Source organism: Mesorhizobium sp. M0306 (genome assembly GCF_040321655.1).
Classification (GTDB): Bacteria; Pseudomonadota; Alphaproteobacteria; order Rhizobiales; family Rhizobiaceae; genus Mesorhizobium.
This window is the reverse complement of the sequence record NZ_JAMYRY010000023.1, coordinates 65,420-85,910: the sequence shown is the minus strand read 5'-3', so window position 1 is coordinate 85,910 and position 20,491 is coordinate 65,420. Positions and strand designations below refer to the sequence as shown.

The window sequence follows — 20,491 nt, the reverse complement described above, 5'->3', positions numbered from 1 at the left end:
GTCAGGTTCGACGGGCGTCTCGTTAACATGTCAGGGCACGGCGCTCGAATCGGCCTTGGCGACGTGAACTGCGCAAACCAGGATGTGACCTATAATCGCTGAATCACGGCATGAGGGAGGGTTCGTGTCAGACGGCAGTCCGTGCGGCCAGCAAGGAATTCATCGGTCGCCGTCCGGCATCCGCCGTAATCATTGTAATCGTCCATGATCATGAGCCCGCCTGGGCTCAACACCTCAAGGGTCTTTTCAAGGCAGAATTTGACCGGATCGTGCCAATCGCAATCTAGATGGGCCAAGGCTATTTTGGTTTCCGGATGAAAGTGCACCGTGTCTTCGAACAGGCCCTTGTGAAAGACGATCCTTTCGCCATCGACCGGGACGCCGAAGCCTTTGAAGCTGGCACTCACCTTATCAAACAGGTCGCCTTGATACCCGTAGTACGTGTCACCGCCAATGCCTTTGGATCGTCCAGATCGGATGGTCTGGTAACGGGCCTTGGATTTTTCGTCGTCTTGCTCAGTCGGACTCGGAATCATGCCAAACACATCATAGCCGTGGAAATGACGGCCTCCGTCGAGTTCGGATGCGATGTAGATTGCGGAGCCACCGAGTGCGATACCGTACTCGATGAAGTCGCCGGGGACCTTTTCACGCCTCAGCTGCCTGATTGCATCCCGAAGGCTAATGAACTTTGCGTCCGAAAGATACGTTAGCCGAGCGCGCTGCACTGAACGTGCCACGGCCGGCACTCTCAGCCTGTTTGCATTCTTTAACAGACGGCGGGTCAATCCTGGCAACATCGCATAATGCTAGACATCGCTCTCAGGATTCGCAAGTGCGTCTGAAGACAGTCGTTGACGGCCCGCGTGCCACCGCACTTCTTTTCCACATCAGATATTCATGTCAGGCTCCTGAGCAGGCCGATTCTAGGCTGTTTATGAGGGTGGCAAATTCAGCTTAACAGCGAGATCGGCGGACGATATAGCGTTTTCGAAAAGAGGGGCGAGAAGATGGCCCCCTGCTTTCGAAAAGTGTGTTTTATCCTGGTATAAAATCTCCTCGCCCACTTTCAACCGGCAATCACTTAGCCCGCACAACGCCGGCACGATTGGGATGAATTGAACGGAGGGCGGAAGCAGATCGGACAGCAACTGGTTATCATTCCAGTGCGGTCCGGCCGGCATGGTCGAACAGGGCGCTTCATCCGTTCGCATGAAACTGGCGCGGATTAGGCAATCTAGCACATCGGTGGGTGGTTCTGGCGCCGGTCCAACGACAGCGGTCTTGATACCGCGTGCGGCCAGCTTATCGGCGGTGGCCCGGATGGAAGACGAAAAGTTGGCCCTTGAAGCGTCCGGCGAAGGCCAGGCGCCATCTCTCGAAAGAAGGCTTCTGCCGCGGCCAGTATAGGTGTTCCATCGTCCGGCCAGGATCACGAGCGAGACGTTCGGATCGCCAAGGATTGCCTTTAGCGCGGCCCCGTTGAAGGCCGGGCAACCGGCCCGCATTGGGCTTGAAGGGAGCATCCGTAACTCGGGCAATGGTGCGCATCCGGCCTTTGTGATCTGCCTGACGCGCACACCTATCGCTTTGCCAGCCTCATCGAGAGATGACGCCAAATGTGCGGCGTGGGAATCGCCCCACAAAACGATCGTAGGTGACAGCGTGTCTTCGCTGCCGAGTAAGCATTTGCCCCCGGCGGGAATAAGGGCACCGCGCATGAGGCACGGCGAAGCCTGAAACTTGGCTCTCTCTGCCATCATGGCGGCAACCGATGGAGCCATGGCGGGCCCTCTGTTTGGGAACCCTTGCCCTTTGATAATGACAAGGGATAGGCAGCAAGCGACCACCATGGCGCTGGCAGCCGGTACCGCCCACGTCCAAATGGCCGTTTCTTGATTCTGACGGAATGGGCGCTCCACAAACCGCCAGGAAAGAGCGGAGATGAGCAGTGCTGCAATAACGATGCTAACGCGCTCCGAGACGAACAGGTCTCGGTTCTTGTAGACCCCTGCGAAGACCAGAAGCGGCCAATGCCATAAGTAAAGGGAGTAGGAAATCAGCCCGACGAAAGCGGCCGGAGAAACGGATAGCGCTGTCGAAACCGCGGTCTGGTGGCGGATGCCGGCGGCGATCACAACGGCCGCTCCAATGCAAGGGCCGAGTGCAGAGAGGCCGGGGAATGGCGTATCGCTGTCGATCATGAATAGCGAAGCGGCGATGAGCGCAAGACCGGCGAGAGCGGTGATCTCGGCTGGTCTCCGCTCGAGCCGAGCAACCATCGCTTTAGCCGATGGCAGGGCGATCATCCCGCCAAGGAGCAGTTCCCACGCCCGCGTCGGGAGCATGTAGAATACGAAGGCCTGATTGACCGGGAGCAAATACTGACCAGCGGCAATCGAAGCGACACCGAGCAGGAAGACGACGATCAAAGCCCACGGCCTCAGCCATGCCATCAGCATCATTAGTGCCAGCGGCCACAACAGATAGAACTGCTCCTCGACCGCGAGCGACCATGTATGCAGAAGCGGGAGCGATTCGGCGGCTGCGGCGAAATAGTCCGTGTTCCGATAGAAAAAGATATTCGAGCCGGACAGCGCAGCGGCAGTCGCACTCTTGCTGAAGCTGATGAATTCTCCCGGCGGCAGCACAAACCACGCCGTCGCAAAGCAGGCACCGAGCATCGCGAACAGGGCGGGGAAAATCCGGCGAACGCGGCGATGGTAGAACTCCACCAGCGAAAATGTGTCGTTCTTGATCCGCTCGATGATGTCGGAGGTGATCAGAAACCCGGAGATAACAAAGAAAATATCGACGCCAATAAAACCGCCGCTGATCGCAGAAAACCCGGCGTGGTAGAGGACAACAGGAACAACGGCCACGGCCCGCAGTCCGCTGATGTCGGGTCTGTAATTCATGCTGCGTTCCCTGGGTCGCTGCCATCTAAACGTCTCCCGGCACGTCAAAGTCAACCCAGACTCAGAGGTTACCATGGACCTTTTATTCAAGGGGCCGCCAAGCGTCTCAATAAGATGGATTTGCCAAGGCTCGGCGCCGATAACGCCTGTGATGCGGAGGACTTCATCAGCGAGTTGCGCTCAACGAACGTGACGCCGCACGCGGCGCAGAACACGCACGGCCGCTGTTCCGCGGCTGCTGCACCCTGGTAGCCGGTAAGCGCCAGTCCAGCGGCCGTGACAATCACGATGTTGTTCAACTGAAATCCCCAACTACCACGTTTGACTTTTGGAAGGCGAGCCTGAACTTAACCGCGGCCGTGTCGTCGGGCTTTTGGCGGGACTGCCCTATCAAGAGCTGAGCCGACCGTAAAGCGTAGCGGCCTACCGTCGCGGGCAAACCGCATGACATCCTCGGCCGCATTTGAACACGGCGCGAGCCGGCCCAAGCTAGGACTAGATTCCGACTCGAGTGGCGCCACAGCTTCGACGGCGAGAGCATAGGCTTCCGAGCTACTGGATCATTGCGGGATTAAGCGTGGTCATTGTCTTGAGGGGCAAGGGCTAGCCAGGCAATAGCGGCTGATGGTCGATAATGGCATCGGAGGACTTTATAAACTCGCCACTGCCCACCATGTAAATGCCAGTCACCATAAGATTGTCGGTCGACTCATTGCTGCGGTTACTGACGGTGCCCAAAGGGTCATGTAACCTATTCGCTCTCGCAATTCCGGCTATTCACCTTCGGCTCCGCATGTTGGCGAGCTTTTCAGCTTTGGCGCGCTCTGCCCCCAATTGGGCGAGTAAGCTCGCGACGAGCTTTGCATGTCTTCGTCGGCTGCCCGCTGGGCTTCTACCTGCACGCTGCCTTGGCGTTTTTATGAATGAATCGATGACTTTGCCGCAAGCGAAAATGAACCCAGCGAAACGATCACGCAGGTCACGGTGATGTGCTTCCAATCCTTAGTCAGGAAGGCCATGATGTCCGCGCCAAGCGACGGTTCGGCGGTACAGCAAGCTTGTAGATCGGCTTCGCGTACACCGGCACGCAGGATATAATTCCGGGGGTAAACATCAGCCCAAATTGGGCACCCCCTTCGAAACATCGGGTGGTTGATTAGAGCGGCGGACCGGCTCGAGCAGAAGGTCCGCCGTTCCGGGTCGTTCAGATCACAAGAAACGAACCTGCTGCAAGCGACAGACCTGGAGAGAGAGTGGCGAACTGTATTTGAGCTGCGCCACCGATCCCGTCGCTGTCGAAAGAGAGCGCGCCGGTTGAGCTGTTGTAGATTATATGGTCGGAGCTATCATGCGCGGCCGTGCCAGCAAAGAAAGCATCGGATGAAAGGCTACCCAATTTAAGCCCGGCAAAAACCGCGTCGTCGAGTTGGATCTTGTCCTGGAGCTTGTTGAAGTCGGTGATCCTGTCGATATTGCCGGCCCCAAGAGCGCTGTTGAACACGAATGTGTCGTTGCCTCCATTGCCGGTCAAGATGTCGGCACCACCGACACCGTTGATGATATTGGCGCCAGCGTTGCCCTGGATGGTCTGGCTGAACTCGTTGCCGCTGAGGTTCATTGCCGTCGTGTCGGATGGGTACCTTGCAGCGAGAAGCTCGATCTGGGAGCCCGTCGAAAGCGCATGGCTCACCGATGCGAGCACCTTGTCGGTGCCGCCGCCCACTGCCTCGATGACCTTATCGCCGGCATTGTCGACATAGTACATGTCGTTACCGCCACGGCCAGCCATAGTGTCGGGGCCGCCGCCGCCGTTGATGACATTCGCGCCGGCATTGCCCTGGATGGTCTGGGCGAACTCATTACCGGTTAAGTTGATCGCCGTGCTGACGGAGGGGCTGGTGGTGGCGAGAAGCTCTATCTGCGAGCCCGCCGAAAGAGCATAGCTGGCCGATGCGAGCACTTTGTCTGTGCCGCCTCCCACTGCCTCGTTCACCCTGTCGCCGGCGTTGTCGACATAGTACGTGTCGTTGCCGCCATAGCCGGTCATCGTGTCAGCGCCGGCACCGCCGTTGATGACATTGGCTCCGGCATTGCCCTGGATGATTTGAGCGAACCCATTGCCGGTGAGGTTGATTGCCGTTGTGCCTGACGGGTTGGCTGTGGCGAGGAGCTCAATCTGCGAGGCGGCCGAAAGGACGTGACTCACCGATGCGAGCACTTTGTCGGTGCCGCCGCCCACCGCCTCATTCGCCCTGTCGCCGGCATTGTCGACATAATAGGTGTCGTTGCCGCCATAGCCGGTCATGATGTCGGCGCCAGCGCCGCCGTTGATGACATTGGCGCCGGCATTGCCCCGGATAGTCTGGGCGAACGCATTGCCGGTCAGGTTGATTGCCGTGGTGCCGGACGGGCTGTTGGTGGCAAGAAGCTCAATCTCCGAGCCGGCCGCAAGAGCATGGCTAACCGAAGCGAACACTTTGTCGGCACCGCCGCCCGCCGCCTCAACCTCCTTATCGCGGACATCCTCGACATAATAAGTGTCATTGCCGCCATAGCCGATCATCGTGTGGCCGCCGGCGCCGTGGAACACATCGTCGCCGCTAGTGCCGTACAAAGTGTCGCTTGTGTCGACGGGAGGCGGTTCGGTCCCGGTGGTAGCGAGGTTGTGCTCCCGGAAAACGGCCTGCAGTTCCGGGGAGCTTTCAAGTGCGGTGTCGCCGTTCTGCGTTCCCCACTTATAGGTGTAGTCGAAGGCAGGTGACGGAACCAGTGCGGCCCAATGATCGATCATGATTTGCATCTGTTCGGGGGTGGGCATGACCTGTCTTCCGCCGTCGGAAGTCTCCCAGTTACCGCCGCCAAAGGCCTGATAGACCGGAACGATATTGTTAACCGGGATGCCGGATTTCACCGCTGCAGCCACGGCTCGGTCGATCATGTCGTAGTCGACCGTGTCCGTTCCCGTGCGCACCGGATAGGGGTCTATTCCGAAATAGTCGATATGCGTGTTGGCCGGATTGTAGGTGTTCGTAAAATCCGGATTGGTCGGGGATCCCATGTTCATCATGGTGATGAAGGTCTTGGCGCCCGGAAAATGCTCATGGATCCAGTCGGATTCCGCCTTCAGGTTCTCGGCGGTTGCGTAGGTGCCCCACCTGCCGGTGGGATCGGGCTCGTCAACAAGATAGAACCCAAACACGTTCGGATTGCCAAGGAAGGGGGTCATTTTCTCGATGAAGGATGCGGTTACGCCCTCATGCTCATTGAGATACACCAGGCCCTTCATGCCATCCGGCAATGCGTTGACCAGCGAAACATACTGAACGTCAGCCAGATTGAAGCCGGCGGTTGCGATTTCGGTGGCGGAACCACCCGATGCGTAGTGCAGAGTTGCCATCCAATATTCCTTTGTCTCATTCGATAGCGCCCCGGAGCTTGCCTACTAGAGGGTGTATATTAGCGCCAAATCACATACCTGCAGGCTCTGATAGAATGGTTGATCGATGGCGGGATTGTCACGTTGCGGCGTAAAATATACTTCTGAATATTCAGCTTTGTGCATAAAAAGGCAAATTGAATTGCAGAGATGCTCACGCGTTTAAGGGGAGATGTTTATTAATAATTCTGTGGTATGCTATTTGTTGCCACAATGCAGGAGAAGATGATGGTTGCAATTTAAAAGGAAATTTGAATTTTATTAAAATTGTCGAAATGCGCGCTGATCGACACTGAAGAAGAGTTTGAATATACTGACATTATTAAGAAGAGCGTCAAAAATATGACGATTGGATTATGAAAGTCTCAATCTATAAAATTGAATGCCAGGCCACGGCCCGAAAAAGGAATTTTTCTCCAGAATATGCATTTACCGACCGGTTAATTGAGCTGACGTTAAGCTAAGATGCTAGCTGGACCACGTTCTTTGCCGGCCACACCAATTTGTTGTGGACAGACACTGCAAATGCTGGCCCACGACCAAGTTGTCCGCAACTCATACTACGACACGGAGATGGTCAGACCGTGTGCCCTTCCCGAGAGATGGGTGACAGTTCATTCCGGGCACATGGGTTACACAATCGGGCTTTTTGCGGGAGGGCAAAATGCCCTGGAAGGAGTGTAACCCGATGGATGAGCGTCTCAAGTTCGTCGCCTGCCTATTGGACGGCGAGAAGATAGCACAGCTGTGCCGTGAGTTCGGCATCTCACGCAAGACCGGCTATAAGATTCTTGGCCGCTACAATGACTGTGGGCTGGAAGGCCTGACGGATCGCTCGCGCCGACCTTGCCGGCACGCCAATCAGCTTCCTTTCCAAATCGAGAAGCTGATTGTGCGTGCCAAGCAGGACAAGCCGAGCTGGGGCGCGCCGAAGATCAGGGAGCGGCTGGCTCGGCTCTACCCGGATGTCCACACGCCGGCGATCTCGACGGTGCACGCGGTGCTCGACCGCCATAGCCTGGTCAAACGCCGCAAGCCGCGCCGCAATAGGGCGCAAGGGACGGCGCTCTCGCATGGCTGCCAGCCCAACGACCTGTGGTGCGCCGATTATAAGGGCGAGTTTATGCTGGCCGACCGGCGTTACTGCTACCCGCTGACGATCAGCGACTTCGCAAGTCGTTATCTGTTGGCCTGCGAAGCGCTTCACACCACCAAGGAGGCCTATGCCTTCACCGTGTTCGAGAGAGTTTTCAAGGAGTTCGGCCTGCCCAGCGCGATCAGGACCGACAACGGTGTGCCTTTCGACAGCCCCAATGCCCTCTTCAACCTGTCCAGGTTGTCGGTCTGTTGGTTGAGGCTCGGCAGCGAGATCGAGCGCATCAAGCCCGGCAATCCCCAGCAGAACGGCCGCCATGAACGCATGCATCTGACGCTCAAGCTCGAAACCACCAAGCCGGCCGGAAGCAACTTCCTGCAGCAGCAGGCCAGGTTCGATGACTTCGTTCAGGAGTTCAACACCGAACGCCCGCACCAGGCGCTCGATATGGCTTGCCCAGCCGAGCGCTACAGCGCCTCACCACGGCCCTCTCGCGGACTACCCGACCTCGAGTATCCCTTCCACGACAAGGCCGTCACCGTCACCACCTGCAGCCGCATCTGCTTCGACCGTAAGAAGATCAATCTCAGCCTCGTCTTCGCTGGCCAAAAAGTCGGCATCAAACAGGTCGACGACCGAATCTGGCTGGCTAGCTTCAGGGATTACCATTTGGGATACTTCGACGATGAGACATGCAGGCTCGAACCACTTCAAACCCCTTCGGGCCAAAAGTGTTACCCATGTCTCCGGTATGAACCGTAACCCATGTGTCCAGATGGACCCCGTGAGAAATTGGCTGGGGCGCCAGGATTCGAACCTGGGAATGTCGGTACCAAAAACCGATGCCTTACCACTTGGCGACGCCCCAACAGCTGGGAACGAACCCGCTGCGCGCGGCCTTATAGGATGAGCCGAGGTAAAGCTCAACGGTGAATAGTACCTGCCCGTTTAGATCTCCCGATCTCTTGGACACTGCTTTTGCAACTGATTGGCTTCCGAGTAGCCTATTAGGCCGTGAACTCATAAATGCGGAACGACCGGGATGGGTGGGGAAGCGGATGTAACTGCTGCGACCTTGGGAAGCGCGAGGCAAGCATGAAGGACCTCGCACCGGCGCAGGGCTTGCCTTGCGCTTTCGAACCTAGTTAGGACAAGCGATGATCTCGCTCTCGATCTCTGACTTCGATGCCGATCCCGACAGGGTGACGGCGATCCTAGGCATCGAACCTACATACATAGTCCGCAAGGTCGACCCGATGCGCAGCGGTTCGCCGCGCAAAAGGAATGGCTGGAGCCTCGATGGACCGCGCGAAAGGCTCCGGAACGGGGCCGAGCACGAGATTGCGGTCAACTACCTGATCGAGCAGATGCGAGGTCGGGAGGAAGCCTTCGCCCGGCTGCGGCAGGAAGTGCGGCCAAAGCAGATTACGATCTATGGCGGGTTCTATACGCCCTGCGACGAGCAGTGCGGCATCTGGCTTGAGCCGTCCGGGATGAGGGTGCTCGCGGATTGCGGTGTTGGCTGGGGCCTCGACCTTTTCGTTGAGGACGAAGCTCCCCAAAATGGAAGTGAGGTGTGAGCAGCCGTTTTGTCCGCTTTGGGTCGTTTGTCGACTGGCGGGTTTCAAATTGGAGCGGAATCTGATTCAGGCTCAGCATGAGCCGATATGACCGACGTCGAATGGCGCGTGATTGCGCCGCGGTTGCCCAACAAGCCGCGAGGGGTGCCGCGCGTCGATGATCGGCGGGTGCTCAACAGCATCTTCTGGGTGCTGCGATCCGGTGCCCCATGGCGCGATCTGCCAGAGCGATACGGCCCACGCACCACCTGCTACAATCGCTTCGTCAGATGGCGGAAAGCAGGTGTGTGGGACCGCCTCATGGACGCCATCACCAAACCCCATGACGGCAAGGTGCAGATGATCGACACCTCCATTGTTCGCGTCCATCAGCAGGGTGCGACGGCAAAAAGGGGGATCGAAATCATTGTCTCGGTCGATCCCGAGGCGGGCTGACAACCAAAATCCATGCTCTTGTGGACGCGAAAGGCAGGCCTATCAAGGTGATGCTCACGGCAGGTCAGATGAGTGACATCGCCTCCGCTGCGGACTTGATCACGGAATTGCCAGAGGGCGCGATGCTGCTCGCCGACAAGGGCTATGATGCCAACGCCTTGCGCAATGCCGTCACAGAGCGAAATGCATGGGCCAACTTTCCTCCAAAGGCCAATCGCAAGGACCCGATCTGCTTCAGCCCTTTCCTCTACAAGGCGCGCAACCTGGTCGAGCGGTTCTTCAACAAGGCCAAGCAGTTCCGTCGCATCGCGACCCGCTACGACAAGCTGGCTGAAAACTATCTTGCCGCCCTCAAGCTCGTCTCCGTCCGTATCTGGCTACGCGGTAATGAGTCTACGTCCTAGCTCGGGACCGCAATTTCTTTGCCGGCCGGACCAGAAATGAAACCGCCTGCCGCCGGGGATCGAAAAGATCGGCTCAATGCTCAATGATTGTGCCGCCGGCATTCTCGACGGCGCTCAATGCTTCCTCCAGCCTTCGGAATAGAGCACCGGCAGCGGCTTGGCCGGCGCATCTTGAATATCCGCCTGAAAACGTCCGTCCAGGCCCTCGGCAAATGCTGAATAAGTCGGCCCGTAATGGTGAACAACACGAGAAGGCTGCGCTGTAGAAAGCCTTCACGCTCTCCAGCGTTCCGCCCCACCTCGGGATTTCCAGATAGTCGGGCTTCCGACCATTCTCATTGTATTGCTCCTGGTTCTCATTATGTTCCGCGGCAAAGCTTTCCAAAAAGCAAGTCTTTCAGGCGCTGCTTTTCCTTAATCGATTGTAGAGGCCGGCGGGCGTTGCCGACGGCTTGCCTTTCGCACTGCACCATCATATCGCTCGATTTGCCAATATTTCCAATCTCCTGCAACCGGGGAGCAAGCATGACCAAGTGGGTCTACACCTTCGGCGACGGCGCCGCGGAAGGCCGTGCCGGCGACCGCAATTTGCTCGGCGGCAAGGGAGCTAACCTCGCCGAAATGTGCAGCCTGGGCCTGCCGGTGCCGCCAGGCTTCACCATCACCACCCAAGTCTGCAACGCCTATTACGCCAACGGCCACACCTATCCGGCCTCGCTGGAAGCGGATGTTTCGGTCGCCCTCGACCATATCGGCCGGCTGACCGGGCGCCGTTTCGGCGATCCGTCGAAACTGCTTTTGGTGTCGGTGCGCTCCGGTGCCCGCGCTTCCATGCCCGGCATGATGGACACCGTGCTCAATCTCGGCCTCAACGATGAGACGGTCGAAGCCTTGGCCGCCGATTCAGGCGATCCGCGCTTTGCCTATGACAGCTACCGCCGCTTCATCCAGATGTATTCCGATGTCGTCATGGGTCTCGACCATGAGGTCTTTGAGGAAATCCTCGAAGACCAGAAGGGCGGCCTCGGCCATGAGCTCGACACCGAGCTGACGGCCATCGAATGGCAAGGCGTGATCGCGCTCTACAAGGCCAAAGTCGAGGAGGAGCTTGGTAAACCCTTTCCGCAGGATCCGCACGAGCAGCTCTGGGGCGCCATCGGCGCGGTGTTTTCCAGCTGGATGAACAACCGCGCGATCACCTATCGGCGCCTGCACGACATTCCCGAAAGCTGGGGCACGGCAGTCAATGTCCAGGCCATGGTCTTCGGCAATATGGGCGACACCTCGGCCACCGGCGTTGCCTTCACCCGCAACCCGTCGACCGGCGAAAAGCAGCTTTATGGCGAGTTCCTGGTCAACGCGCAGGGCGAGGATGTCGTTGCCGGAATCCGTACGCCGCAGAACATCACCGAGGCGGCGCGCATTGCCGCCGGTTCCGACAAGCCGTCGCTGCAGAAGCTGATGCCTGACGCCTTCCAGGCTTTCGTCAGCATCTCCGACCGCCTGGAAAAGCACTACCGCGACATGCAGGATCTCGAATTCACCATCGAGCGCGGCAAATTGTGGATGCTGCAGACCAGGTCCGGCAAACGCACAGCCAAGGCGGCACTAAAGATTGCCGTCGACATGGCCAGGGATGGACTGATTTCAAAGGAGGAGGCCGTCGCCCGCATTGATCCGGCCTCGCTCGATCAGTTGCTGCATCCGACCATTGATCCGAGGGCGGCGCGCGACATCATCGGCGTCGGCCTGCCGGCGTCTCCAGGTGCTGCCACCGGCGAGATCGTCTTTTCCTCGAACGACGCCGACGAGGCCAAGACACAAGGCCGCAAGGCGATCCTGGTGCGCATCGAGACCAGCCCCGAAGACATCCATGGCATGCATGCGGCCGAAGGCATCCTGACGACGCGCGGCGGCATGACTAGCCACGCCGCCGTTGTGGCGCGCGGCATGGGCAAGCCTTGCGTATCAGGGGCCGGTTCGCTGCGCGTCGACTACAAAGCTGGCACACTGATGGCGATGGGAGCGACCTTCCGCAAGGGCGACGTGATCACCATCGACGGCGGCAACGGCCAGGTGCTGAAAGGCGTCGTCCCGATGCTGCAGCCCGAACTCTCAGGCGATTTCGCCGCCATCATGGAGTGGGCCGACGGGGCGCGCCGCATGAAGGTGCGCACCAACGCCGAGACGCCGCTGGATGCGCGCATGGCGCGCTCCTTCGGCGCCGAAGGCATCGGGCTATGCCGCACCGAGCACATGTTCTTCGACGGCGACCGCATCGTTGCCATGCGCGAGATGATCCTGGCCGATACCGAAAAGGACCGGCGAACGGCGCTGGCCAAGCTCTTGCCCATGCAGCGCTCCGATTTCCTCGAGCTGTTCGAGATCATGGCCGGGCTGCCGGTGACGATCCGCCTGCTCGATCCGCCGCTGCACGAATTCCTGCCCAAGACCGAGGAGGAGGTGGCCGAGGTCGCCGCTGCCATGAATGTGTCGCCGGACAAACTCAGGCGGCGTACCGAAGCGCTGCACGAGTTCAATCCGATGCTCGGCCATCGCGGCTGCCGGCTTGCCGTCTCCTATCCCGAAATCGCTGAGATGCAGGCGCGCGCGATATTCGAGGCGGCCGTCGAGGCCGGCCGGAAGGCCGGCGCGCTGGTGGTGCCGGAGATCATGGTGCCGCTGGTCGGCCTGGTGAAGGAGCTCGATTTCGTCAAGGCGCGCATCGACGCCGTCGCCAAAAGCGTGATGGAGGAGACCGGCGTCAAGATCGATTACCTCACCGGCACGATGATTGAACTGCCGCGCGCCGCGATCCGCGCCCACGTCATCGCCGAGGCGGCCGAATTCTTCTCCTTCGGCACCAACGATCTGACCCAGACCACTTTCGGGATCTCCCGCGACGACGCGGCCTCGTTCCTCGAGACCTACCGGCAAAAAGGCATCATCGAGCAGGATCCATTCGTGTCGCTCGACATAGAGGGTGTCGGCGAGCTGGTGCGGATGGCGGCCGACAAGGGCAGGGCGACGCGGCCCGACATCAAGCTCGGCATTTGCGGCGAGCACGGCGGCGACCCCGCTTCGATTCATTTCTGCGAGAAGGTCGGCCTCGACTATGTATCGTGCTCACCCTACCGCGTGCCAATCGCCAGGCTGGCTGCTGCGCAGGCGGCAGTGCAGGCTGCAAAAGTCGGAGGGTGAATAGATCCAGACCGAAGATGTCGGACAGACGCGCTGGCAAACCATCGATTTATAGAAATGCCTATCGCCTGACGTCGAACGTGGCACGCGCCGCGATCTTCGGAGCGTGACGGCCTGTTTGCAGCACTGGCTAATGGATCTTCCGCGCAGCAAGGAAGGTTGATGTTTTCGACCCGCCGTGTGAAATGGCCGCGGGATGGTGCACATGTCTGATAATGAACAAACCGCTGCGGCGCGCTGGACGGTGAAGTCCGAACTCCGCGCCGTCGGCCGCGACAAGCCGCTGCTGCTGGTGCTGGCGGCGATCCTCTGTCTTTATTGTGCGTTTATCGCCGGACCGATCGTCTACGCGGTGCTGGCCATCAACGGCATCGCGGATTTCTTCAAATGAAGCCGGTTCCGGCGATCTCGCTCCGGTTCCGGTTCCTGCGTCTACCGCGCCCGAAATTGCTTTACCTGGACGAAATTGCTTAGCCGGGATGAAACTGTTCCCGTCTATCATTCGTATCTTGGGGGGTACCGGGAGGACACGTGACGATAAGAATCAGGCTTCCGGGCGGGACTTTGAAGATCAAGAAAAGGGACGAGCTGCGGCGCCGCGAACAGAAGCGCGAGGTGCCGGTTTGGCAGGTCGGCAATTATTTCGTCATCTGGTGGCCGAGCGGCATGTCCGATCGCCCATCCTCGCCCAACAAGTCCTCGCCCAGGAAATAGCCCACACCCGACGATCCCGACTGGACATGACCCCTCGGTGAAGGGATCAGGAACCACCGTGCGCGCCAAACCTCCGAAGACTGCTCGCCAAATCCTAGAAAAAGTCAGCGGGCAGGCGTTGACTCTTCCGCCACGGAAGGCGATGCTGCATTGCACAATTTGGGGCGGCGGAAGCGATGGCAGTGCGTATCAGAATGCCGGGCGGCACGCTGAAGGTGAAAGTGTACCGCGAATTGCGCGACCGCGAGCGCGCCCGCCGCATACCAGTCGTCAAGATCGGCCGGGTTTATTTCACCTGGTGGTCGAACCGCCAGCGCCTGATTGACGATCAGTCGCCGGGGTGACGCCGCAATTTTCCGACCTGGCATGCGCCTGGGAGAGCCGCGCGGAGCCTCCGCAGGCGAGCTCACAAAATAAGTTGATGACGCTGCTGTTGACTCTTCCGTTACGGAAAGTCTCTACTTGCCGCATTGCACACAATTGCTGCGTTGCACAACGGGAGTTGGACTGATGGCGGTGCGTATCAGGTTGCCTGGCGGCACTCTGAAGATGAAGGCCTATCGTGAGTTGCGAGCCCGGGAACGCGACCGCCGCGTGCCTGTGATGAAAATGGGCTCGCTGTATTTTGTCTGGTGGTCGAAAAGCCAGGAACCTCACCAGAAGCCGCAGGACAGCAGACGGTGAAATCTACTTCGCTCTGACCATGATCAGTGTTTGGGTGGGAGTCAGAGTTCGAGCAAGGCCTGTCGTGAAGCCACGCGCGAGCGATTTTTAACTGAGTCGCCAAAGAACAGTGCCGCTGGTTGAGCGCGAACCGTCAACCAGTTTGTGGCGCACTGCGTGAGCTCTTTCACGCACGATGAAGGAGATGGAGCACGGACTGTAACCTGGTTCCGTGATGCCAGTCTTGGATAGCCGCCTCGACTTAATCTGGTCGCTCTGGAACCGATAGATGCCCCGCGCAAGCGGCGCTGCAGGCTACAACGAACGGCCGCAGATAAGAGTTGCAGTGCGCCAGAATCTGACCTTACCGATTTGTAACCAAATTCACGCGAACGTGCGCGTGACGGCTCCAAATCCCGACATCGTTTCTGCCCAGTTTCCGGCTCCCGAAGCCGCCCAGGTGCCAGAAACAGATGTTTCAGAACCCGCCGCCCACGCAGGTCCGCTCGATTCTCATCCTCCAGACGAAATTCATCGGCGATCTTGTCCTCGCCTCCGCGCTCGCCAGAAACCTACGCCTCCAATATCCAAAGGCCAGGCTCGTGTTCCTTTGCGAGGCGAACTTTGCCAGTTTTCTGATGGCTCATGGCATCGCCTCGGACGTGGTGGCGTTCCGGCGCGTACGGATGCGTGGCACCCCTGTGCAGCGTGGTCGAGAGCTTTACGCGATGGTGCGCGCGCTGCGCCGGTTCCGATTTGACCTGACCATCGACCTGGCCGATTCCAAAACCTCACGCATCATCGTCAGGCTCGTCAACGCCAAGACCCGCGTCGGATATGATCCTCCCGAAAAACCGTTGCGCTGGCTGGAACGCCAGCCTGCCAACGTCCTGGCCAAGCCGTTTGGCTTTGGTGGCCAGCATTATCTCTATCGCTATCTTTCGCCGCTTGAGGCGCTTGGCGTGGAGTTGCGTGCGCCGGTCCCAAAGATTGAGCCGCTGCCGCTGGGGACCGCCAAGGCATTGGCGCTGCTCGACCGGCATCATCTTCGGCGTAACGCCTTTATAGCCGTTCATGCGGGAGCGAGCTTCCGGGGGCGGCAATGGCAACCGGAACGTTTTGCGCTGGCGATCGACGAGCTCTCGCGACAGACCGGGTTGGACTTCCTGCTTGTCGGCGGCCCCGGTGAACGGGCATCTGCCGAGCGCATTGTCGACAAGGCCGCTTCGCCGGTCGTCAACGTGGTCGGGGCGCTGTCGCTGGCAACGCTGCTGGCCGTCCTCGGCCAGGCACGGCTGTTTCTGGGGAACGAGAGTGGCCCGATGCACATGGCCGCCGCCGCGGGAACGCCGGTTGTCGGCCTCTTCGGCCTGACCGACCCCGCCGTCTGGGGTCCTGTCGGCGTGGCCAGTGTTACGCCGCGGCCCTCCATGCCTTGCGAGTGCATAGCCAGGGACCTGTGCCGCCGCCCCGATCCGAGCAAGGCTTGCTGCGTCTGGCGACTTGAGGTCAAAGCGGTGGTCGACGCGGTGCGCGCGATCCTTTCACGTACGGTTAAGGACGTGGAGCACGCATTGTGACCTTGCGCTTGCCAAAGGTCAGGCCGGCGGTCAAATTGCCGCTGCCGACGCTTTTGCAGGGGCATCGTCCCGATTTCCGCCTTGATGCCGGTCTTGGGGTCGCCGCTTCAACTTTGATCCGGCCGACCTGGAATAATCGATGCGCCTGTTCCAAAAGTATTTTTGCGCCATTGCGATGTCGCTGTGGGCTGTCTCTCCTGGCAACACCCAGTTGCTCGTCGTACCGACGCTGCACATCAAGGCCGAGGTGGGCAGCGGCCGCGTCGCGCTGACGCTCGATGCGTGCGGCGGAAGGACCGACACACGGATTCTCTCGGCGCTGGTGGAAAACAAGATTCCCGCCACCATTTTCGTCACCGGCATTTGGCTGAAGCACAACGCCGCCGCCGTGGAGATCATGCGGGCGCATCCAGAACTGTTTGAATTGGAAAACCATGGCGGCCGCCATGTCCCGGCCGTCGACACGCCGCAAAAGATCTACGGCATTCGCAGTGCCGGCAGCCCGGAGGCCGTTCTGGCCGAGGTCGAATCGGGTGCTGCCGCTCTTGCCGTGACCGGCGAACCGGCGCCGAAATGGTTTCGCGGCGCGACCGCCGAATACAGCCCGTCGGCAATCGCGATGATACGCAAGCTTGGTTTCAAGATTGCCGGATTCTCTGTCAACGGCGACGGCGGCTCATTGCTCGGCGCAAAAGAGACCGCCCGGCGCATTGCCGCAGCAAAGGATGGTGACGTCATCATCGCCCACATCAACCAGCCGACCCATGCCGCCGGCGAAGGCGTGGTGCAGGGACTTCTGGCGCTGAAGGCCAAGGGCCTCACCTTCGTGCGTCTCGACGATGCCGACGGCGTCGGCGATGAAGGCACCACCGACTGATCAGTCGGGCGTGGCCTCGATGGTCACCTTGTTCGGATAGAACGCGCCGTGATCGCGGATATCGGCCATCTCGTCGAACGGCCGCTCATAGGCCCACATCGCATCCTTGCCTGCATCGCCGGCGGGCAGCACGCTCCAATAGCTGGCATCGCCCTTGTAGGGGCAATGGGTCGAGTGTTCGGTCTTGCCAAGCTGTTTGAAGTCGATGTCGCCGAACGGAATGTAGAAAACGGGGGGATAGGGCGATTCTGTCAGCACCTTGACCTTGCTGGACGAGGCGATGACGACATCGCCGGCGCGCACCGTCACGGTACCCTTGTAAGGTTCGACAGTGATCGTCTTGCCGGGATTGCGCTGAAAGCCGGGTGACGGGTTTGCGATCTGGTCCATATCGGATCTCCTTGCCTCTACCCCAAGATGTGTCTGGCAAGAGCCTTGCGCAAGAGCTGCTTGCCGCCAGGCGGGCGTCGCCCGCGGGGGAAGTCTCGCGCTTTCCTCCGATACCTCGCCTAGAATTAGGCGGCGGCCTGGAATGCGTCCATCAGCCCGGCATAGGCGGCGGCAATGCCTGCCACCGGATTGGTGCTTTTCGAGGTGGTTTCCACCTTCAGCGCACCACCGCTGGTCGGCAAGGTGAGCAGCAGGAACTGGCGACTGCCGCCATCGCCGACGCAGGCGGCAGCGACGTGCTGGCTTTCGCCCTCGTTCTCGACGCACATCTTGAACAAGAGCGTGCCGCCGACCGCTTCGAGGGCGCCACCGACGACCTCGACGAATTCATCTTCGGAAACGGTTTTGGCGTCGGGCACCAGATCGGCCTGCGCGACATCGGCTGCCACCAGATCGGCCAGACTTTCGGCAACCGTATTTTCGAGGGCTTTGTCGTCGAACTGCGGGTCCATGCGAACCTCTTTCATTCGCCATTCGCGCCTCGCCCGTTAATCAACGTTAACGCCGAGCATGGCCGGATTGTGGCGAATTCCGCCTCATTCGGCTCCATGCACCGCTCCAGCCCGGTTCTGGCTGGACAATCCCCCGGTTCGTCCCACAATGGCGAAAAAAATAACGGGAGGAACAACATGCTCGGGCTGATGCAGGAATGGCCGCTGCTTTGCCACAAGCTGATCGACAACGCCGAGAGGCAGCACGGCAGACGCGAGATCGTGTCGCGCTCGATCGAGGGGCCGATCGTGCGCAGCACATATGCCGAAATCCATAATCGTGCCCTGAAGGTTGCCGAGCGGCTCGAGCGTGACGGTTTCGGGCTTGGCGACCGCATCGCGACCCTGGCCTGGAACACCGCGCGCCACATCGAGGTCTGGTACGGCATCATGGGTGTCGGCGCGATCTATCACACACTCAACCCGCGGCTCTTTCCCGAGCAGATCACATGGATCATGAACAATGCCGGGGATAAGGCGATCTTCGTCGACCTGACCTTCCTGCCGCTGCTTGAAAAGATCGCCAGCGCGGTCAAGTCGCTGAAGCAGATTATCGTGCTGACCGACAAGGCGCATTTGCCGGAGACTGCGCTGCCTAATGTCGTTACCTACGAAGAATGGCTCGCTGAAGCCGACGGCAACTTCACCTGGAAGACATTCGACGAAAACACCGCCGCCGGCATGTGCTACACCTCGGGCACGACGGGCGACCCGAAAGGCGTCCTCTACAGCCATCGTTCGAACGTGCTGCACGCCATGATCGCCGCGATGCCCGACGCCATGGGCATGTCGTCGCGCGATACCATATTGCCGGTCGTGCCGATGTTTCACGCCAATGCCTGGGGCCTTGCCCACAGCGCGCCGATGATCGGCGCCAAGCTGGTCATGCCCGGCTGCAAGATGGATGGCGCTTCGCTCTACGAGCTGCTCGACACCGAGAAGGTGACCTTCAGCGCCGCCGTGCCGACTGTGTGGATGATGCTCCTCCAGCATCTGGAAGAGACAGGCAAGAAACTGCCCTATCTGCAGAAAGTCGTCATCGGCGGCTCGTCCTGTCCACGCGCGCTCACGACGAAGTTCCAGGACAGTTACGATGTCCAGGTGGTCCACGCCTGGGGCATGACCGAGATGTCGCCGCTCGGCACGCTGTGCACCCTGAAGCCGGACTATGCCGGGCTGATGGGCGAGGCCCGCCTCGGCGTCCAGCAGAAGCAGGGCTTTACACCGTTCGGTATCGAAATGAAGGTGACGGACGACGCCGGCAACGAACTGCCATGGGATGGCAAGACCTTCGGCAGGCTCAAGGTCCGCGGCCCGGCCGTCGCGCGCGCCTATTATGGCGGCACCGGATCCGAACAGTTCGATGAAGACGGCTGGTTCGACACCGGTGATGTCGCGCACATCGATCCCGGCGGCTACATGCAGATCACCGATCGCGCCAAGGACGTGATCAAGTCGGGCGGCGAATGGATCTCGTCCATCGAGCTCGAGAACCTCGCGGTCGGCCATCCCGATGTGGCGGAGGCCGCCGCCATCGGCATTCCGCATTCCAAATGGGGCGAGCGGCCTTTGCTCGTAGTGGTGCGTAAGCCGGGTAGGGAGCCGACCAAGCCGGACATCCTCGCTTTCATGGACGGCAAGGTGGCGAAGTGGTGGATGCCCGACGACATCGCATTCGTCGGCGAAATCCCACACACCGCTGCCGGCAAGGTCCAGAAGATTACCTTGCGCCAACAGTTCCGGGACTATCACCTGCCGACGGATTGACCGGAGATGCGGCGTCTTTGCGCCTTCAAGCCGCCGCTGAAAGGCACTATGCCTTTGTTCGGGTTGGGGCAGGGCGGAAAACAATGACGGGAATTCCCGAGCGACTAACGTCGAGGGCTGCCGGTTGGTCGCGGCGCGCCGGCGCGTTTTCGGCGGTCCTGCTGCTGACGGTTCTTATCGGCCACCGATATGACCTCGTCGAGACGCCGGCATTCCTGTGGGTGCTTGGTATTGTCGCCTTGCTGGCCGCGGTTGCGCTTCTGTTTGCCGGGTTTGCCTTTGCCCGACTGTGGAATTTCGGTGATCGCGGCGGTCACGACCTGACCGTCGGCGCCTTGCTGGCGCTTCTGGTGCTCATTCCTTACGGCATCGCGGCCTATTCGGCGGCGATCTATCCGCCGCTGCGCGACATCTCGACGGATCTGGATGACCCGCCGGCACTCGATACTTCAACCCGGACAAAGGACATGAACGAGCTTTTGCCGCCGACGCCCGGCGAGCAGCGCCTGCAAATCGAAGCCTATCCACTCGTTACCGGACGCAGCTACACCTTGCCCTTCGATCGCGTTCTGGAGGCGGTCAAAACCGTGCTCGATCGGCGCGGCTGGCAGCTCACGGCGCCGTTTCCAGACGCAGCAGGGCAAATCGACGTGACGGTCGATGCGCTGGCCAAGAGCTTGCTGCTTGGCCTTCCCGCCGATGTCGCCATCCGCGTGACCGATGACGGCGATGCGGTCATCGTAGATATGCGCTCGGCCTCGCGTTACGGCCGCCACGACCTTGGCGACAATGCAGCGCGCATCACCGACTTCCTTGCCGAACTCGACCAGGAAGTGGCCGGCCAGGTGGGCGTGGCGCCGGCGGAATGATATCGGAAGG

At 59.9% G+C, this 20,491-nt stretch carries 18 protein-coding genes, 1 tRNA gene and 1 pseudogene; 12 read left to right on the top strand and 8 right to left on the bottom strand.

The window, feature by feature from the left end; all coding sequences use genetic code 11:
• Positions 1-89: 89 nt before the first annotated feature.
• From NKI95_RS25225 to NKI95_RS25210, 4 genes are all read right to left on the bottom strand, one after another.
• A complete protein-coding gene (locus NKI95_RS25225) occupies positions 90-740 on the bottom strand; it encodes a TylF/MycF/NovP-related O-methyltransferase (protein WP_352720069.1) in 651 nt (216 codons plus the stop codon).
• 195 nt (positions 741-935) lie between these two features.
• Entirely contained in the window at positions 936-2,918 is a 1,983-nt protein-coding gene (locus tag NKI95_RS25220) for an acyltransferase family protein (protein WP_352720066.1), read from the bottom strand.
• Between the two features lie 86 nt (positions 2,919-3,004).
• Positions 3,005-3,217 (bottom strand): hypothetical protein, encoded by a 213-nt coding sequence (locus tag NKI95_RS34500; protein WP_502909249.1) that lies wholly within the window; start codon positions 3,215-3,217, stop codon positions 3,005-3,007.
• A 905-nt stretch (positions 3,218-4,122) separates the two neighbouring features.
• Positions 4,123-6,315, bottom strand: a complete 2,193-nt coding sequence (locus NKI95_RS25210; RefSeq protein ID WP_352720064.1) for a calcium-binding protein — start codon at positions 6,313-6,315, stop codon at positions 4,123-4,125.
• Positions 6,316-7,018: 703 nt separating this feature from the next.
• Here NKI95_RS25210 and NKI95_RS25205 point away from each other — a divergent pair.
• Entirely contained in the window at positions 7,019-8,212 is a 1,194-nt protein-coding gene (locus tag NKI95_RS25205) for an integrase core domain-containing protein (RefSeq protein WP_502909248.1), read from the top strand.
• Between the two features lie 31 nt (positions 8,213-8,243).
• Here NKI95_RS25205 and NKI95_RS25200 read toward each other — a convergent pair.
• A tRNA-Gln gene (locus NKI95_RS25200) sits at positions 8,244-8,318 on the bottom strand.
• Positions 8,319-8,607: 289 nt separating this feature from the next.
• Here NKI95_RS25200 and NKI95_RS25195 point away from each other — a divergent pair.
• The gene (locus NKI95_RS25195; protein ID WP_352720062.1) at positions 8,608-9,030 is read left to right on the top strand and encodes a DUF4279 domain-containing protein; all 423 of its coding nucleotides are present in this window, start codon (positions 8,608-8,610) and stop codon (positions 9,028-9,030) included.
• A gap of 87 nt (positions 9,031-9,117) precedes the next feature.
• A protein-coding gene (locus NKI95_RS25190; RefSeq protein ID WP_352720060.1) for an IS5 family transposase occupies positions 9,118-9,869 on the top strand; the annotation gives its coding sequence in 2 pieces (ribosomal slippage) (positions 9,118-9,415 and positions 9,415-9,869; 753 coding nt in all).
• Here NKI95_RS25190 and NKI95_RS25185 read toward each other — a convergent pair.
• Positions 9,866-10,254, bottom strand: a pseudogene (locus NKI95_RS25185) (VOC family protein). The gene NKI95_RS25190 and the pseudogene NKI95_RS25185 sit on opposite strands and share 4 nt — an antisense overlap.
• Before the next feature lie 140 nt (positions 10,255-10,394).
• On the opposite strand from NKI95_RS25185, the gene ppdK reads away from it, so the two are divergent.
• The 7 genes from ppdK to NKI95_RS25150 all read left to right on the top strand — a co-directional run bounded on the left by ppdK (position 10,395) and on the right by NKI95_RS25150 (position 16,904).
• On the top strand, positions 10,395-13,070 hold the full coding sequence (gene ppdK, locus NKI95_RS25180; RefSeq protein ID WP_352720058.1) for a pyruvate, phosphate dikinase: 2,676 nt from the start codon (positions 10,395-10,397) through the stop codon (positions 13,068-13,070).
• Between the two features lie 205 nt (positions 13,071-13,275).
• Complete coding sequence (locus NKI95_RS25175; RefSeq protein WP_352720056.1) at positions 13,276-13,461, top strand: hypothetical protein; 186 nt, start codon at positions 13,276-13,278, stop codon at positions 13,459-13,461.
• Positions 13,462-13,601: 140 nt separating this feature from the next.
• Positions 13,602-13,784 carry a hypothetical protein gene (locus tag NKI95_RS25170; RefSeq protein ID WP_031194824.1) on the top strand — a complete coding sequence of 61 codons (183 nt, stop codon included), beginning with the start codon at positions 13,602-13,604 and terminating at the stop codon, positions 13,782-13,784.
• 176 nt (positions 13,785-13,960) lie between these two features.
• Entirely contained in the window at positions 13,961-14,128 is a 168-nt protein-coding gene (locus tag NKI95_RS25165; RefSeq protein ID WP_352484420.1) for a hypothetical protein, read from the top strand.
• Between the two features lie 166 nt (positions 14,129-14,294).
• Complete coding sequence (locus NKI95_RS25160) at positions 14,295-14,468, top strand: hypothetical protein (RefSeq protein ID WP_352720054.1); 174 nt, start codon at positions 14,295-14,297, stop codon at positions 14,466-14,468.
• A 452-nt stretch (positions 14,469-14,920) separates the two neighbouring features.
• Complete coding sequence (locus tag NKI95_RS25155) at positions 14,921-16,027, top strand: glycosyltransferase family 9 protein (protein WP_352720051.1); 1,107 nt, start codon at positions 14,921-14,923, stop codon at positions 16,025-16,027.
• Positions 16,028-16,166: 139 nt separating this feature from the next.
• The gene (locus NKI95_RS25150; protein WP_352720049.1) at positions 16,167-16,904 is read left to right on the top strand and encodes a polysaccharide deacetylase family protein; all 738 of its coding nucleotides are present in this window, start codon (positions 16,167-16,169) and stop codon (positions 16,902-16,904) included.
• Here the strand turns inward: NKI95_RS25150 and NKI95_RS25145 are convergent, their stop codons facing one another.
• Together NKI95_RS25145 and NKI95_RS25140 are read right to left on the bottom strand one after the other, a co-directional pair.
• A complete protein-coding gene (locus NKI95_RS25145; RefSeq protein ID WP_352720047.1) occupies positions 16,905-17,294 on the bottom strand; it encodes a DUF427 domain-containing protein in 390 nt (129 codons plus the stop codon).
• A 125-nt stretch (positions 17,295-17,419) separates the two neighbouring features.
• Positions 17,420-17,806 carry a hypothetical protein gene (locus tag NKI95_RS25140; RefSeq protein WP_352720102.1) on the bottom strand — a complete coding sequence of 129 codons (387 nt, stop codon included), beginning with the start codon at positions 17,804-17,806 and terminating at the stop codon, positions 17,420-17,422.
• A gap of 177 nt (positions 17,807-17,983) precedes the next feature.
• Between NKI95_RS25140 and NKI95_RS25135 the strand changes: the two genes are divergently transcribed.
• The gene (locus NKI95_RS25135) at positions 17,984-19,612 is read left to right on the top strand and encodes a fatty-acid--CoA ligase (RefSeq protein WP_352720045.1); all 1,629 of its coding nucleotides are present in this window, start codon (positions 17,984-17,986) and stop codon (positions 19,610-19,612) included.
• Positions 19,613-19,695: 83 nt separating this feature from the next.
• Entirely contained in the window at positions 19,696-20,481 is a 786-nt protein-coding gene (locus NKI95_RS25130; RefSeq protein ID WP_352720044.1) for a DUF1499 domain-containing protein, read from the top strand.
• Positions 20,482-20,491: the final 10 nt, after the last annotated feature.

What these genes read in the sequence shown, in the direction of transcription:
- NKI95_RS25220 (WP_352720066.1), bottom strand. Translation starts at nt 2,918, where the DNA reads ATGAATTACAGACCCGACATCAGCGGACTGCGGGCCGTGGCCGTTGTT.
- NKI95_RS25210 (WP_352720064.1), bottom strand. Translation starts at nt 6,315, where the DNA reads ATGGCAACTCTGCACTACGCATCGGGTGGTTCCGCCACCGAAATCGCA.
- NKI95_RS25205 (WP_502909248.1), top strand. Translation starts at nt 7,019, where the DNA reads ATGCCCTGGAAGGAGTGTAACCCGATGGATGAGCGTCTCAAGTTCGTC.
- NKI95_RS25195 (WP_352720062.1), top strand. Translation starts at nt 8,608, where the DNA reads ATGATCTCGCTCTCGATCTCTGACTTCGATGCCGATCCCGACAGGGTG.
- ppdK (WP_352720058.1), top strand. Translation starts at nt 10,395, where the DNA reads ATGACCAAGTGGGTCTACACCTTCGGCGACGGCGCCGCGGAAGGCCGT.
- NKI95_RS25175 (WP_352720056.1), top strand. Translation starts at nt 13,276, where the DNA reads ATGTCTGATAATGAACAAACCGCTGCGGCGCGCTGGACGGTGAAGTCC.
- NKI95_RS25165 (WP_352484420.1), top strand. Translation starts at nt 13,961, where the DNA reads ATGGCAGTGCGTATCAGAATGCCGGGCGGCACGCTGAAGGTGAAAGTG.
- NKI95_RS25160 (WP_352720054.1), top strand. Translation starts at nt 14,295, where the DNA reads ATGGCGGTGCGTATCAGGTTGCCTGGCGGCACTCTGAAGATGAAGGCC.
- NKI95_RS25155 (WP_352720051.1), top strand. Translation starts at nt 14,921, where the DNA reads ATGTTTCAGAACCCGCCGCCCACGCAGGTCCGCTCGATTCTCATCCTC.
- NKI95_RS25150 (WP_352720049.1), top strand. Translation starts at nt 16,167, where the DNA reads ATGCGCCTGTTCCAAAAGTATTTTTGCGCCATTGCGATGTCGCTGTGG.
- NKI95_RS25145 (WP_352720047.1), bottom strand. Translation starts at nt 17,294, where the DNA reads ATGGACCAGATCGCAAACCCGTCACCCGGCTTTCAGCGCAATCCCGGC.
- NKI95_RS25140 (WP_352720102.1), bottom strand. Translation starts at nt 17,806, where the DNA reads ATGGACCCGCAGTTCGACGACAAAGCCCTCGAAAATACGGTTGCCGAA.
- NKI95_RS25135 (WP_352720045.1), top strand. Translation starts at nt 17,984, where the DNA reads ATGCTCGGGCTGATGCAGGAATGGCCGCTGCTTTGCCACAAGCTGATC.
- NKI95_RS25130 (WP_352720044.1), top strand. Translation starts at nt 19,696, where the DNA reads ATGACGGGAATTCCCGAGCGACTAACGTCGAGGGCTGCCGGTTGGTCG.